At 71.3% G+C, this 13783-nt stretch carries 14 protein-coding genes; 3 read left to right on the forward strand and 11 right to left on the reverse strand.

The features are described from left to right. Positions 1 to 89: 89 nt before the first annotated feature. Positions 90 to 920, reverse strand: a complete 831-nt coding sequence (locus G401_RS0116755) for an enoyl-CoA hydratase/isomerase family protein (protein ID WP_084557271.1) — start codon at positions 918 to 920, stop codon at positions 90 to 92. A 33-nt stretch (positions 921 to 953) separates the two neighbouring features. Beyond that, positions 954 to 1181 carry a helix-turn-helix domain-containing protein gene (locus G401_RS0116760; protein ID WP_027343421.1) on the reverse strand — a complete coding sequence of 76 codons (228 nt, stop codon included), beginning with the start codon at positions 1179 to 1181 and terminating at the stop codon, positions 954 to 956. A gap of 141 nt (positions 1182 to 1322) precedes the next feature. On the opposite strand from G401_RS0116760, the gene G401_RS0116765 reads away from it, so the two are divergent. Continuing rightward, entirely contained in the window at positions 1323 to 2639 is a 1317-nt protein-coding gene (locus G401_RS0116765; RefSeq protein WP_245601742.1) for a hypothetical protein, read from the forward strand. A gap of 995 nt (positions 2640 to 3634) precedes the next feature. Here the strand turns inward: G401_RS0116765 and G401_RS0116770 are convergent. Beyond that, complete coding sequence (locus tag G401_RS0116770; RefSeq protein ID WP_027343423.1) at positions 3635 to 5236, reverse strand: ABC-F family ATP-binding cassette domain-containing protein; 1602 nt, start codon at positions 5234 to 5236, stop codon at positions 3635 to 3637. A gap of 407 nt (positions 5237 to 5643) precedes the next feature. Between G401_RS0116770 and ypfJ the strand changes: the two genes are divergently transcribed. Then, on the forward strand, positions 5644 to 6726 hold the full coding sequence (ypfJ, locus tag G401_RS0116775) for a KPN_02809 family neutral zinc metallopeptidase (RefSeq protein WP_027343424.1): 1083 nt from the start codon (positions 5644 to 5646) through the stop codon (positions 6724 to 6726). Here ypfJ and G401_RS0116780 read toward each other — a convergent pair whose 3' ends face one another. Genes G401_RS0116780 through G401_RS46210 form a run of 5 tightly spaced genes read right to left on the reverse strand, consistent with a single transcriptional unit; the run spans position 6727 to position 8986 of the window. Continuing rightward, on the reverse strand, positions 6727 to 7140 hold the full coding sequence (locus tag G401_RS0116780) for a hypothetical protein (protein ID WP_157545801.1): 414 nt from the start codon (positions 7138 to 7140) through the stop codon (positions 6727 to 6729). Next, complete coding sequence (locus G401_RS0116785) at positions 7137 to 7487, reverse strand: hypothetical protein (protein WP_027343426.1); 351 nt, start codon at positions 7485 to 7487, stop codon at positions 7137 to 7139. Before G401_RS0116785 ends, G401_RS0116780 begins: the two co-directional genes overlap by 4 nt. 33 nt (positions 7488 to 7520) lie before the next feature. Continuing rightward, positions 7521 to 7853 (reverse strand): divalent-cation tolerance protein CutA, encoded by a 333-nt coding sequence (gene cutA / locus G401_RS0116790; protein ID WP_245601743.1) that lies wholly within the window; start codon positions 7851 to 7853, stop codon positions 7521 to 7523. Positions 7854 to 7880: 27 nt separating this feature from the next. Beyond that, entirely contained in the window at positions 7881 to 8198 is a 318-nt protein-coding gene (locus G401_RS0116795; RefSeq protein ID WP_027343428.1) for an AzlD domain-containing protein, read from the reverse strand. Then, positions 8195 to 8986, reverse strand: a complete 792-nt coding sequence (locus G401_RS46210; protein ID WP_064741782.1) for an AzlC family ABC transporter permease — start codon at positions 8984 to 8986, stop codon at positions 8195 to 8197. The genes G401_RS0116795 and G401_RS46210 overlap by 4 nt, the downstream gene beginning before the upstream one ends. Positions 8987 to 9051: 65 nt before the next feature. Here G401_RS46210 and G401_RS0116805 point away from each other — a divergent pair, with 65 nt between their 5' ends. Then, on the forward strand, positions 9052 to 9609 hold the full coding sequence (locus tag G401_RS0116805; protein WP_027343429.1) for a helix-turn-helix domain-containing protein: 558 nt from the start codon (positions 9052 to 9054) through the stop codon (positions 9607 to 9609). 6 nt (positions 9610 to 9615) lie between these two features. Here G401_RS0116805 and G401_RS0116810 read toward each other — a convergent pair whose 3' ends face one another. The 3 genes from G401_RS0116810 to G401_RS0116820 form a co-directional block, all read right to left on the reverse strand. Further along, complete coding sequence (locus G401_RS0116810) at positions 9616 to 10419, reverse strand: sugar nucleotide-binding protein (RefSeq protein WP_027343430.1); 804 nt, start codon at positions 10417 to 10419, stop codon at positions 9616 to 9618. Then, on the reverse strand, positions 10416 to 12170 hold the full coding sequence (gene aspS, locus G401_RS46215; RefSeq protein WP_034591995.1) for an aspartate--tRNA ligase: 1755 nt from the start codon (positions 12168 to 12170) through the stop codon (positions 10416 to 10418). Before aspS ends, G401_RS0116810 begins: the two co-directional genes overlap by 4 nt. Before the next feature lie 98 nt (positions 12171 to 12268). After that, the gene (locus tag G401_RS0116820; protein ID WP_034591911.1) at positions 12269 to 13768 is read right to left on the reverse strand and encodes a glycoside hydrolase family 3 protein; all 1500 of its coding nucleotides are present in this window, start codon (positions 13766 to 13768) and stop codon (positions 12269 to 12271) included. Between the last annotated feature and the right edge of the window lie 15 nt (positions 13769 to 13783).

A 13783-nucleotide genomic window follows, 5' to 3' on the forward strand; every position in this document is an offset into this window, starting at 1 on the left:
GCCCGTTCGTCGCTCTCGTCCGGCAGGCACAACCTACTCCGTAAGGCCGACATTCCCCGTCCTGGCCTTACGCCGAGCGCTGAACGGCGCTATTCGGACAGGCCCGCGAGGGTGCGGATCCGGCGTACCTGGGCCTGGCGCTCCGCGAGCTCCTGCTCCGCCGCGGTACGCCCGCCGGCCCCCGCGATCAGCGCCTTGATCTCGATGAGGGCGTCGCGGTCGGCGCTCAGCAGGGCGGCGGCGAGGTCGCGGGTGGCCTCCTCCAGCTGCTCCCCCGGTACGCTCACCGTGGCCAGCCCGATCCGCACGGCCTCGTCGGCGGTGACGGCCCGGCCGGTCGCGCACAGTTCGAGGGCCCGCGAGTAGCCGACGAGGTCCACGAGGCGCTTGGTGCCGGTGAGGTCCGGGACGAGCCCGAGCGTCACTTCCTTCATCGCGAACTTGGCATCCTCGGCCACCACCCGGAAATCGCACGCGAGCGCGAGCTGGAAGCCGGCGCCGATGGCGTGCCCGCGTACGGACGCGATGGTGAGCAGGTCGTTGCGGCGCAGCCAGGAGAACGCCCGCTGGTAGCCCGCGATGACGTCCTCGGCTTGCTCGGGGGGCACCGCGGCGAGCCCGGCCAGACTGGCCTGGGCTTGGGCGAGGTCTAATCCGGCCGAGAAGGCCCGCCCCTCGCCGCGGAGCACCACTATCCGAGTCTCGGCGGTCAACGCCGAGTCGATCTCACGCAGGGTCGACCACATGTCGGCCGTCTGCGCGTTGAGCACAGCGGGACGGTTCAGGATCACCGTCGCGATCGGACCGTCCACCTCCAGGCGTACGTCACCGGAGAATGGCTTTTTTTCTGCCTCCGTTCGTACACCGGCCGGCGGGGTTTCGCCGGCCGGGTGCACGTCCTGTGGCGATCGCGAGGTCATGCCTGTAGATCGTATCCGCTGTCGAGAAGGAGGTCAGGCCTTCTTGCGACGCCGGGCCCCACCGCGCTGGCGCAGCTGGACACCCGCCTCGGTGAGCACCCGGTGAATGAAGCCGTACGAGCGGCCCGTCGACGAGGCGAGAGCGCGGATGCTCTCCCCGGAGGTGTATCGCTTGACGAGATCCTTCGCCAGCGTCTGCCGCTCGGTCCCGACGATCCGGCGACCCTTCTCAGTGGTGGTAGCTGTGCCGGTGGCTGCCATCGTGAATCCCTCACGTCCGAAAAATTGGTGCGGTTGTGCGGTCTCATCTATTAGACCGCCTGGAACGATCATGCGCTAGATATCAACTACACGCCAACCGACACGCACGGCACTGTCGGCTACCCGATAGCCTGATGTGCCGTGGTGAGCGATGACGTGGCGGCGGCCCGTGGACGCGAACGTGACGACCTTTTCCGGTGGGTCGTCCTGGTCGGCGTGGGCACACTCGCGACGTGGTGGGCGGTGCGATCGGGCGCCGGTCTCGGTACGGCGAGTGCGCCATTCCTCGGCCGTTATCGAGTCGAGATCGGACCCGGAAGCGTTTTGGCACCGCTCATTGCCATGGCCGTCCTCGTGTGTGCGCAACGGGGCTGGTTCCACACCGCACGGTGGCCATTACTTGTAATCGTTTCCTATTGCGGATTATTGCTCTGGTCCGCCGCACTGGCCTTCGTGGACGGTGCCGACGGCTTCACCCGGGCACTGCTCAGTCCCGAGAGTTACCTGAACGATGTCACCGCAGTGGGTGATCACCCGGGTGAGTACTTGCGCACCTTCACGGCGACAGCCGCGGAGAAGTCATTCGCGACTCGCGGCCACCCGCCGGCACCCGTTCTCCTGCTGTGGGCGGCCGAAAAGGCAGGCATCACCAACCATTTGCTCCTCGGGCTCGCCGTGACGGCCCTCGGCGCCCTCGTCGCCCCCCTCGTCCTGAGCACCGTACGCGACGTCTGCGGCGAGGCGGCCGCCCGCAGCTACGCTCCGCTGCTGATCCTCGCCACCTGGGCGGTCTGGCTGGCGGTCTCGATGGACGCGCTGGTCGCGACGCTGGGGGCGGCCGCGATCGCGGCAGGCGTACGGGCCACATCGAAACATAGATGGAAGGCGGGCGGCTGGGCGCTGTCCGCCGGAGTCCTCTTAGGCTTCGCCGCGCTGTTCTCCTATGCGGCGGCCTGGCTCGGACTCTCGCTGGTGTGTCTCAATTTCGCCCGCCGCCGCGCCGCGCTCAACTGGGCCGCCGGATTCGGCGCATTGATTCCCGTCTTACTCGCCTGGGCCGCGGGATTCAATTGGTTCGACGGACTACTGAGCGCCCACAACGATTTCACGGCCCGCGTCGACCCGGTCCGCCCCGCCCTGCCGTGGGCCGGCATCAGCCTCGTCGCCCTCCTGCTGGCCGCCGGACCCGCGCTGGTGACCGGCGTACGCAAGATGCGCAACACCCCCGCCTGGGCCTTCCTCGCCGGCGCCGGCGCGGCCGTCCTGTTCTCGATCCTGGCCGGCCTGGCCCGTGGCGGGGTCGAACACGCCTGGCTGCCGTTCTTCCCCTGGCTCACCATCGCCGCGGTGGCCCCCGAAGAACGCGGCGGCCCCATCCCGCCGGCCCCCATCGTGCTGACAGCGGCGGGAGCGATCACGGCCATCATCGTCGAGGCGGTCCTGGCGACCACCACCTGACCCCCGCCCCGTTCGACGATCTTGCGCGAATGCCCCGAGTTTCGTCCGGAATACGGGAAATGCCCGGACATTCGCGCAAGATCGTCGCGGCTGGGGACCGGACACTCGTGCAAGATCGTCGCCGCTGGGGGATCGAGGCCTCACCCCCGAGCCGCCGGCCTCACCCCCGGGCGGCGGCCGCGCGTGTGTCGTTGTCGCCGTGTTCGGCGCCTCGCACCCTTTGCGACCTTGTCGCGACTGTCCGATACGGGCATTCGGGGTGGCCGACGCGGCAGCCCATCGGGTCGGGGATCTTGACGGATGTCCGGTTGTCGACGTCGGAAGAGATCAACTGCGGGGCAACCGGGCATCCGTCAAGATCGCCCACGGATCGGCGGCCCGACCGCACTGCACGGCGGCGCCGAATCAGGGCTGCGGTGATCGTTTGCGGGTGCGATGTAATTTTCGGGCCGCTCCCTCGATCCAGTCCGGCTGAGATGTAGCCGTGGGCCAGTTTCCTCCATCGGAACCGCTTTGGATCATGGGCGAGCGGTGCGGTTGGACATCTGGGCCGCTGTGGATCACGTCCGAGCCGTCCGGCCCCCGGTCGGGGTCCGTGGTGCGGGAACGATCTTCCGCCCAGTGGATAGGCGTCGTCGACCTGCTGATCGTTTACGGCTGGGGTGTAATTCCGGCCCGATCTGCATGATCGAATACGCGTGAGGTGTAGCCGGATCCGGTCAGCGTGCTCCGCAACCGTAAACGATCATGCACAAGGCGGCCATATTTACACCGCAGCCGTCAACGATCACTCCGTCGGCGATACGCCCGGCACACAAGTCGGACAGTCGCGACAAAGGCCGGGGTGAAGGGGTAGACGGTGACCGGACCGCGGTGAAGGATGCGTCGCCCCACTCACCTGGCAGTGGAGGCCCCCCAGGGCCGGAACGGTCTCCCGCGGGAGGAGCGGAGGTGAGATCGACGAACCCGGGACAAAAAGATCTTCAAATTGATCTTTAAGCGAGTTCGACCAGTTCCAGGAGGTCGTCGCTCCACGCGTCTTCGACCCCGTCGGGGAGGAGGATCGCGCGATCCGGCTTGAGCGCCGTCACCGCTCCCGGGTCGTGGGTGACCAGGACGATGGCGCCCGGATAGCGGGCGATGGCGTCGAGCACCTGCTCGCGGCTGACCGGGTCGAGGTTGTTGGTGGGCTCGTCGAGCAGCAGCACGTTGGCGCCGGAGCAGACGAGCGTGGCCAGCGCGAGCCGGGTCTTCTCGCCGCCGGACAGGACGCCGGCCGGCTTGTCGACGTCCTCGCCGCTGAACAGGAAGGCGCCGAGGATGCGGCGCAGGTCCGTGTCGGTCTGGTCGGGCGCGGCCGAGCGCATGTGGTCGAGGATCGTCCGCTCGATGTCCAGTTGCTCGTGTTCCTGCGCGTAGTAGCCGATCCGCAGGCCGTGCCCGGCGACGACCTCGCCGGTGTCGGAGGTGAGGACACCCGCCAGCATGCGCAGCAGCGTCGTCTTGCCGGCGCCGTTGAGGCCGAGGATCGCGACCCGGGAGCCCTTGTCCACGGCCACGTCCACGCCGCTGAAGATCTCCAGCGACCCGTACGCCTTGCTCAGCCCGTGGGCCGTCAGCGGGGTCTTGCCGCAGGGGGCCGGGGTCGGGAAGCGCACCTTCGCGACCCGGTCGGAGGCGCGCTCGTCCTCCAGGCCGCCGAGCAGCTTCTCGGCGCGCTTGGCCATGTTCTGGGCGGCGACGGTCTTGGTGGCCTTGGCCCGGAGCTTGTCGGCCTGGGCCATCAGGGCGCCGGCCTTCTTCTCGGCGTTGGCCCGCTCGCGCTGGCGGCGCCGCTCGTCGGTCTGCCGCTGCTCCAGGTACGCCTTCCAGCCCACGTTGTACGCGTCCACGGTGGCCCGGTTGGCGTCGAGGAACCAGACCTTGTTGACGACCGCTTCGAGGAGCGAGGCGTCGTGGGAGATGACGATGAGGCCGCCCTTGTGGCCGGCGAGGAAGCCGCGCAGCCAGGTGATCGAGTCGGCGTCGAGGTGGTTGGTCGGCTCGTCGAGCAGCAGGATGCCGCCGCCGGGCTGGCCGAGGTCGCGGAACAGGATGCGGGCCAGCTCGATCCGGCGGCGCTGGCCGCCGGAGAGGGTTCCGATCGTCTGAGCGAGGACGCGGTCGGGCAGCCCGAGGTTGGCACAGATGCGGGCGGCCTCGGCTTCGGCGGCGTACCCGCCGAGCGCGGCGAACTGGTCCTCCAGCAGACCGTAGCGCCGGACGGCCTTGTCGTCGCCGTCGGCCATCTCGGTCTCGAGTTCCTTCATCTCCCGCAGCAGGGCGTCGAGCCCGCGGGCGGACAGGACCCGGTCCCGCGCGGTCACCTCGAGGTCACCCGTACGCGGATCCTGCGGCAGGTAGCCGACGGGCCCCCGGGTGTCCAGCTTGCCGCTGTAGGGCTGCCCCTCACCGGCGAGGACCTTGAGCGTGGTGGTCTTGCCGGCGCCGTTGCGGCCGACGAGGCCGATCCGGTCGCCGGGCTGCACCCGGAGGAGGGCGTCGGAGAGCAGAATACGGCTGCCGGCGCGCAGCTCCAGCCCGGTTGCGGTAATCATGGTGCTGCCATCGTACCGGGGCGGAGGAATCCGTTTTCGGGCCCGAACGGGTGTCTCGCGCCACTCCCGCACCCTCCCCGGCTCCCCTGGTCCCGCCGGCCCACCTCCGGCACCCCCGCCGAGCCACCCTCGGGATCCCGCTGGCCCCACCCCGAGGCCCGCGCGCGCCCACCCAAGATCCCGCTTGGACCCACCCAAGATCCCGTTTGGATCAGGGAAATCACCCGAATCTTGGCCCATGATTACGTGCGGAACCGTGATCCAAACCAGATCTTGGGGCGCGACCGGGGTGCAGGCCCGGGCGCAGGCCCGGGCGAGAGGCCGGGGCGCAGGCAGAGGTGCGGGCGCGGGCGGGCGAGTCGGCAGGAAAGCGCTCAAGCTCGGACATTTGCGGTAAGAATGGCTCTATGTCGCTGAACGAGAACGCCGACCTCGACCCGAGCCAAGTCGAGGACATGCGCGGCTCCGGCGGAGGCGGGAGCGGCGGCGGCAGCGGTGGTTTCCCCGGCCTCAACCTCCCCGGCGGCGGAGGCGGGGGCGGCGGGGGCGGCGGCATGGGTCCCGGGATGGGCGGCGCGGCCGGCTGCCTCGGCGGCCTCCTCCCGATGATCTTCCGAGGCGGCGGTCAGGGCGGTCAGGGCGGCGGCAAGGGCCGCAGCACCCTGCTCATCATCGTGCTGGTTCTCGTCGTCTGCGTCGGCCTGATCTGCTGCCTCGGCCGCGGCAACCTGGGCAGCCTCGGCGATCTCGGCGGGCTCACCGGCGGCGGGTCCAACCCGAGCCCGAACAACTCCAGCCTGGCGTCGACCTGCTCGAAGAGCAACCCGAACCGGTTCGACGACCCGGCCTGCCGCAACCTCGCGTACATCAACTCGATCCAGGCGTTCTGGCAGAAGGAACTCCCCCAGGTCTACGGCAAGCCGTACGCCATCGTCCCGACGCGGTTCTTCTCCGGCTCGGTGAACACCGCCTGCGGCGGGGCGACCTCGGGTGTCGGCCCGTTCTACTGCCCCGGCGACCAGCGCGTCTACATCGATCTCAGCTTCTACGACGAGCTGGCCAGCCGGTTCGGCGCGCCGGGCAACTTCGCGCAGGCGTACGTGCTGGCCCACGAGTACGGGCACCACGTGCAGAACCTGCTCGGCACCGAGGCCCAGGTACGCCGCGCCCAGCAGCGCGATCCCGCCAACGCCAACAAGTACTCGGTCGCGATGGAGTTGCAGGCCGACTGCTATGCCGGCGTCTGGGCCAAGGCGGCGAGCGGCACGACCGACTCGTCCGGCGTACCGATCTTCAAGAGCCTGACCACGCAGGATCTGCAGGAGGCGCTCACCGCCGCGGCCGCGGTCGGCGACGACACCATCCAGCAGAAGGCCGGCCAGCAGATCAACGAGTCCGGCTTCACGCACGGCAGCGCCGCCCAGCGCCAGCAGTGGTTCAGCCAGGGCTACCAGACCGGCGACCCGAAGCAGTGCAACACCTTCGGCTGATCAGCCGCCCGGGCAGCCGTGGCCGCCGCTGCGGGGGATGCACTGCGTCACCGCCGGCGCCGGTCGCGGCGGCCCCGGATAGTGCCCGATGAGCGGACCGGTCGCCAGCGATCCGACCATCGCGAAACCGAGCAGCATCAGGAAACCGCCGCCCACCGCGATCGCGTACCTACGGGTCCACACCCGGTCCCGCAGCACCCCGGCCAGTGCCACGCCGGCGAGCGGCACGGTGATCGCGATGATCAGACCCGCGCGCAGCCACACGTCGGTCACTCTCCCCTGCGCGGCCGCGTCCGCGACGCTCATCCAGTTCAATCTCGTCGTACGCCGGATCAGCCCGACGATCAGCGCGAACGGGGCCGTGTACAGCCACGTGAAGAAGAGCGTCCCGAGCACCATCCGCCGTACGCTCATCGGGGCGACGCCAGGGAGATCGCGAAGACGCAGCCGCCGAGCGCGGTGACTCCCACGGATGCGATGACCCCCGCCCAGACGGGTGAGCGTACCCACCGGACGAGGAGGGCGAGCAGGCCGAGCCCGAGGGCCAGCAGGACGCCGGCCAGGACGACGGCGATCATGAGACCGAGGACGACCTCTTCGCGCCCGTCGAAGCAGAGGCCCTCGCCGTCACACGGCCGGGCCGGGACGGACGCCGACGCGGTCACCCCGGCGGCGGCCAGCATCGTGCACCAGCCGAGAACGATGAGTGCGCCCTGGCCGAAGACACGGCGTTTCGCGACGGGTTCCCCGAGACTCGTCATGCGCCCGAGTCTGCCACGGCCGCGCCGGCCCGGCTACGCGGTCGACGCCCGGATCCAGTCCAGATAGGACTGACCGCCGCCGACCACGGGCAGGCAGACGATCTCCGGAACGTCGTAGCTGTGTACGCCGCGCAGGTGATCGCGCAGCTCGGCCGACCGGGCGGCCGTGGTCTTGAACTCGACCCGCCATTCGCGCGCCTCGTCGACGGCGCCCTCCCAGCGGTACACGCTCGTCATCGGGCCGAGGACCTGGGCGCAGGCGGCCAGCCGGGCGACGACCGCGGACCGGGCCAGTTCGTGGGCCGCGTCGGCCGAGTCGGTGGTGGTCACCACCACGACGAACTCTGTGCGGATGTCTGTCTCCACACGGGCACCGTAGCCCTCACGCGGCCCTCAGGACAGACCGGCGAATCGCAGCAGTGCGGCGGTCGCGGCGGCGGCCACCACGACCACGGCGAAGGGCGCCCGCCGCCAGGCCAGAACCGCGCCGACGAGCACGCCCGCGGGCCGGGCGACACCGAGTGACAGCTCCCCCGCGGTGGTGAACACGGCGGTCGCGATCAGTGCCAGGAGCAGCGTGGTCGCGGCGACCGGCAGCAGATCTCCGAGCCAGACCGGCAGGACCAGGCGGCCGCGCAGCAGTACGCCGCTCACCCGGATCGCGTACGTGCCGACGGCCAGACAGGCGATGGCGATCAGGAGCGTGGTCATCGCGTGGCACCCTTTCCGGCGGCCGCGACCTCGTCGGTGCCCGCGGTCGTGTCGATGTCCGAAGTCTGGGCGGCACCCGAGGTCCGGGAGACGTCCGTGGTCCTGCCGGCTCCCGCGATCCTGCCGGCGGCGACGCCGAGCAGGGCGACGAGGACGGGCAGGCCGGCGGGCAGGAACGGGGTGGCCGCGACGGCGATCACCGCGCCCGTGACCGCCGAGATCCGGGTGGTCCGGTCCCGCAGGGAGGGCAGGACCAGGGCGAGCATGCCGGCCGGGAACGCCGCGTCGAGGCCGAACCGGTCCGGGTCGCCGACGACGCCGCCCAGCAGCACGCCCGCCACCGTCCCCAGATTCCAGAGCACGAACAGCGCCCCGCCCACCAGCCAGTACGCGTGCCGCCGCCGCTCGGGCCGGTCCTGCGCGAGGGTGAAGGCCGTGTTCTCGTCGATGAGCACGTGCGAGCCGATGAGGCGGGCCGCGGTGGTGTCGCCGATGGCACCGCCGATGGCCAGCCCGAACGGCAGGTGCCGGACGTTGACCAGCAGGCCGCCCAGCACCGCCGCGACCGGGTTGCCGGCGCTGAACAGGCTGACGGCCAGGAACTGGGAGCCGCCGGCGAAGACGGCCAGCGACATGACGATCGGCACCCAGGCGGGCATGCCCTGGGCGACGCTGATCGCACCGTAGGACAGGCCGACCACGGCCGAGGCGGCGCCGAGCGCCAGGGTGTCGCGGATCAGGTCGCGGTCGACCGCCCCGACGAGTCGCGTTCGATATGCCGTACGCATGACATAGAATATCGAACACGAGAGCCCTGTTCGTCAAATCGAACGATTCGACCTGTGGAGCGAACATGACCGCCGACGGCCCCCCGCTCGCCATCATCGCCGCGAACCTGCGCCGCGAACGGGAACACCGCGGCCTGAGCCTCAGCGAGGTCGCCAAGCGGGCCGGGGTCGCCAAGTCGACGCTGTCCCAGCTGGAGTCGGCCCAGGGCAACCCGAGCGTGGAGACGCTCTGGTCGCTGGCCGTGGCGCTCGACGTGCCGTTCAGCCGGCTCATCGAGCAGCCGGCGGCGAGCGTACGCGTCCTGCGGCGGGGCGAGGGGGTCGCGTACCCGAGCACGCAGGCGGACTTCACGGGGACCCTGCTCAGCACCGGGCCCCGGCACGTCACCCGGGACATCTACGTGCTGCGGGTCGAGCCCGGCGCCGACCGGAAGGCCGAGGCGCACATCCCCGGCACGGTCGAGCACCTCATCGTCTGCGCGGGACGGTTCCGCTCGGGCCCCGCCGACGAGCCGGTCGAGCTCGGGCCGGGCGACTACGCGTCGTTCCCCGGCGACATCGACCACTCGTACGAGGCCCTCGAACCCGGCAGTTGGGCCGTGCTCGTCATGGAGCACCGCTGAGCCGCGCTAGGAGACCAGGAACTCCGCGGCGGAGCGCAGGCGGGTCTTGAGGACGCCGGCGGCCCGCGAGATGTCCAGCTTCACGTCCGCCGGCCGCACCAGGCCCGACGCCGCGACCGTACTCACGGGAATGTCGGCAGTGGACAGTCCGTACGCGTCGCCCACGAGGCGGGCGAGTTCCGGGCGGGTCAGCGCCTGCGCCCCCGCCACGTTCAGGATCCCCGCGTAGTCGTTGCCGACCAGTTCCAGCACCGCGTCGGCCAGGTCGGCGTCGGCCACCGGGCAGCGGATCTCGTCGCTGAAGAACGACCCCGACACCTCGCCGCGCAGCACGTCCAGGCAGAACTTCACCTGCGGCGTGTGCTCCGGCCCCAGGATGAGCGACGTACGCACGACCGCCGCGGACGGGTCGAGCGCGCGTACCGCCGTCTCGGCCGCCGCCTTGGCCGCACCGTACGCGTGCACCGGCGACGGCTCGTCGTCCTCCGTGTACGGTCGCGGGCGGCCGGCGTGCAGGGCGTCCGACGAGATGTGCACCAGCCGGGAGCCGGTCGCCGCCGCGGCCGCCGCCACGTTGGCCGCCCCGTCGGCCGTCGCCGTCCAGCTTCCCCGCTGGTACGCGCAGTTCACGACGGCCGCCGGGCGTACCCGCTGAAAGAGCTGGTGCACGGCGAACGGGTCGCGGACGTCGAGGGGTTCCCACGACGGCGCCTGCCGGGCCGTGCCGACGACCTGGAAGCCGGCGGCCGGGGCACGCCGGGCGACCTCGCCGCCGAGGTGGCCCGACGCGCCGACGACGAGGAGGATCACGCCTTGGGCTTGCCGTCGATGCCGGCCTCGAGGCGCTGCTGCGCGGTGATCGGCGTGGGTGCGCCGGTGAGCGGGTCGTAGCCGCCGCCCGTCTTCGGGAACGCGATGACCTCGCGGATCGAGTCCGCGCCGGCGAGCAGCATGCAGACGCGGTCCCAGCCCAGCGCGATGCCGCCGTGCGGCGGCGGCCCGTACGCGAACGCGTCGAGCAGGAAGCCGAACTTCTCGCGCTGCTCCTCGGGCGTGATGCCCAGCAGGGTGAAGACGCGCTCCTGGACGTCCGAGCGGTGGATACGGATCGATCCGCCGCCGATCTCGTTGCCGTTGCAGACGATGTCGTACGCGTACGCCAGCGCGTGCTCGGGGTCGGCGTCGAAACCGGCGAGCCAGTCGGAGTTCGGGGAGGTGAACGGGTGGTGCAGCGCCGTCCAGCCGATCTGCTTCTCGGGGTCCTTGTCGTCGTAGACGGCCTCGAACATGGGCGCGTCGACGATCCAGCAGAACGCCCAGGCGGCCGGGTCGATCAGGCCGGCCCGCTTGCCGATCTCCAGCCGGGCCGCGCCGAGCAGTTCCTGCGTACGCCGCTGGGTGCCGGCGCCGAAGAAGACCGCGTCGCCGGGCTTGGCGCCGACGGCGTCGGCCAGGCCGTTCAGGTGGGCCTCGGAGAGGTTCTTGGCGACCGGGCCCTTGGGCTCGCCGGTCTCCGCGTCGAACAGCAGGTACGCGAGCCCCTTCGCGCCGCGGGACTTGGCCCAGTCCTGCCAGCCGTCCAGCTCCTTGCGGGTCTGCGCGGCGCCGCCGGGCATGACCACCGCGCCGACGTAGGGCGCCTGGAACACGCGGAACTCGGTGCCCTGCAGGAACCCCGTGAGGTCGACCAGTTCGCAGCCGAAGCGCAGGTCGGGCTTGTCCGAACCGTAGCGGTCCATGCCCTCGGCGAAGGTCATCCGGCGGATCGGCGTGCTGATCTCGTGCCCGGCCAGCTCGCTCCAGAGCGCCCGGACGATCGCCTCGGCCAGCTCGATGACATCGTCCTGGGTGACGAACGACATCTCGATGTCGAGCTGGGTGAACTCGGGCTGCCGGTCGGCGCGGAAGTCCTCGTCCCGGTAGCAGCGGGCGATCTGGTAGTACCGCTCCATGCCCGCCACCATCAGCAGCTGCTTGAACAGCTGGGGCGACTGGGGCAGCGCGTACCAGTTGCCGGGCTGCAGGCGGACGGGGACCAGGAAGTCGCGGGCGCCCTCGGGGGTCGAGCGGGTCAGCGTCGGCGTCTCGATCTCGTGGAAGTCGCGCTGGTGCAGGATCTCGCGGGCGATCTGGTTGGCCCGGGAGCGCAGCTTCAACGCCTTCGACGGCGCGGTACGCCGCAGGTCCAGGTACCGGTGGCGCAGGCGGATGTCGTCGCCGGCCTCGACGTGGTCGTCGATCGGGAACGGCAGCGGCGCGGCGGTGGACAGCACCTCCAGGTCCGTGACGATGACCTCGATGCCGCCGGTGGGCAGCTCGGGGTTCTCGTTGCCGGCCGGGCGCTCGGCGACGGTCCCGGTCACCTTGACGCAGAACTCGTTGCGCAGCGCGTGCGCCGTCTCCTCGTCCCGGAAGACGACCTGGGCGATGCCCGAGGCGTCCCGCAGATCGATGAAGGTCACGCCACCGTGGTCGCGCCGGCGCGCCACCCATCCGGCGAGCGTCACGACCTCACCGGCGTGCGACGTGCGCAGGGTGCCGGCGGCATGGGTGCGGATCACGGTGGCTCTCCATTCGGCGTATGACGACTCGCCCATTCTTCCAGGGTCTCCCCACGCCGGGGCGCCGGGGTGGGGAACCCGGGAAGCGGACGTATGCCTCAGAGCGCGCCGGTGAGGACCTCCGCCGCGGCCTGGCCGCAGACGGGCGAGGAGCCGTGGGTGGCGACGTGCATGGCGCCGACCGGGTCGCCGCCCGGCACGCCCATCTCCACCACGTACGCGTCCGGCCGCTGGGCGAGGACCGCCCGCAGGACGTCGCCGAGCCACACGTGGCGGTGGGCGTCGCGGACCACGAGCACGAGCGGCCGCCCGGAGGCGGCCGAGAGGGCGAGCGGCAGCCCGCCGTTGGTGGCCGCGGCCCGGTCGAGACGCTCCACTGTGGTCCCCGGCAGGATCGCGCTCAGCGGGCCGCCGACGCCCCAGGGAGTGGCGCCGTCGATGGCCATGTTGACCTCGGTGGTGAACTCGACCACGTGCGGCGGTTTCGTGACCGGCGCGGCGTCGGCCGACCGCCAGGTACGCACGGCCCGCCGCGCGGCCGCGAGACCGGGCCGGTCGAGGTGGCCGGCCCGCCAGCGGCGCCCGGCCTCGGTACGCTCGCCGGCCTGCTTGGCCGACCAGTCCGCGAGGGCCGCCACCCGGCCGGCCGCCTCGGCGAGCCGTTCCTCCGCCAGCGTTCCCGTGTGGACGGCGTCGACGAGCGCGTCGCGCAGGCGGACAGCGGTTTCCTCGTCGGCGGTCTCGCCGCCGACGCACACCGCGTCGGCCCCGGCCGCGATGGCGCGTACGACCGCGCCGGTGAGGCCGTACTGCGCGCGGATGGAGGCCATCTCGATGCCGTCGGTGACGATCAGGCCCGTGTAGCCCAGGTCGTTGCGCAGCAGGTCGGTGAGGATGCGCGGGCTGAGGGTGGCGGGCAGGTCGGGGTCGAGCGCGGGCAGCAGGAGGTGCGCGGTCATGATCGCGCGTACGCCCGCCGCGATGGCGGCCCGAAAGGGAACCAGTTCCACACGCGACAGCCGGTCGAGGTCGGCGACGACGCGGGGCAGCCCGTGGTGGGAGTCCACATCGGTGTCCCCGTGCCCGGGGAAGTGCTTGGCGCAGGCCGCGATCCCCCGCGACTGCAGGCCGGTGACCCACGCCGCGGCGTGCCGGGCCACGAGCTCCGGGTCGGCGCCGAAGGAGCGTACGCCGATCACGGGGTTGTCCGGGTTGTTGTTCACGTCCACTGTGGGCGCGTAGTTCAGGGTCACGCCCGCCGCGGCGAGCTGGTCGCCGATGTCCGCCGCGACCGTGGCGGTCAGGTCCGGGTCGTCGACCGCACCGAGCGCGTGGTTGCCCGGGCGGGTGCTCCCGCTGCCGACGTCGAGCCGGGTCACGTCGCCGGACTCCTCGTCCACGGCGACGGTGACGGCGGGGTTGCGGGCCTTCAACGCCGCGGTCAGCCCGGCCAGCTGGTCGAGGTCGACGATGTTGCGCGAGAACAGCACAACACCGCCGAGTCCCTCGTCCAGCCGGCGTTCCAGCCACTCCGGCGGGGTCACGCCGACGAAGCCGGGCTGCAGCACGGCGTCGGCCCAGATACGCACCTGGTCCATGCCACGCAGACTAAT

Origin of the sequence: Hamadaea tsunoensis DSM 44101, assembly GCF_000428945.1 — a bacterium.
Taxonomy (GTDB): Bacteria; Actinomycetota; Actinomycetes; order Mycobacteriales; family Micromonosporaceae; genus Hamadaea; species Hamadaea tsunoensis.

Excerpts from the sequence above, each read along its gene's own strand:
- G401_RS0116755 (WP_084557271.1), bottom strand. The coding sequence starts at position 920 with ATGACCTCGCGATCGCCACAGGACGTGCACCCGGCCGGCGAAACCCCG.
- G401_RS0116760 (WP_027343421.1), bottom strand. The coding sequence starts at position 1,181 with ATGGCAGCCACCGGCACAGCTACCACCACTGAGAAGGGTCGCCGGATC.
- G401_RS0116770 (WP_027343423.1), bottom strand. The coding sequence starts at position 5,236 with ATGATTACCGCAACCGGGCTGGAGCTGCGCGCCGGCAGCCGTATTCTG.
- ypfJ (WP_027343424.1), top strand. The coding sequence starts at position 5,644 with ATGTCGCTGAACGAGAACGCCGACCTCGACCCGAGCCAAGTCGAGGAC.
- G401_RS0116780 (WP_157545801.1), bottom strand. The coding sequence starts at position 7,140 with ATGAGCGTACGGCGGATGGTGCTCGGGACGCTCTTCTTCACGTGGCTG.
- G401_RS0116785 (WP_027343426.1), bottom strand. The coding sequence starts at position 7,487 with ATGACGAGTCTCGGGGAACCCGTCGCGAAACGCCGTGTCTTCGGCCAG.
- G401_RS0116795 (WP_027343428.1), bottom strand. The coding sequence starts at position 8,198 with ATGACCACGCTCCTGATCGCCATCGCCTGTCTGGCCGTCGGCACGTAC.
- G401_RS46210 (WP_064741782.1), bottom strand. The coding sequence starts at position 8,986 with ATGCGTACGGCATATCGAACGCGACTCGTCGGGGCGGTCGACCGCGAC.
- G401_RS0116805 (WP_027343429.1), top strand. The coding sequence starts at position 9,052 with ATGACCGCCGACGGCCCCCCGCTCGCCATCATCGCCGCGAACCTGCGC.
- G401_RS0116820 (WP_034591911.1), bottom strand. The coding sequence starts at position 13,768 with ATGGACCAGGTGCGTATCTGGGCCGACGCCGTGCTGCAGCCCGGCTTC.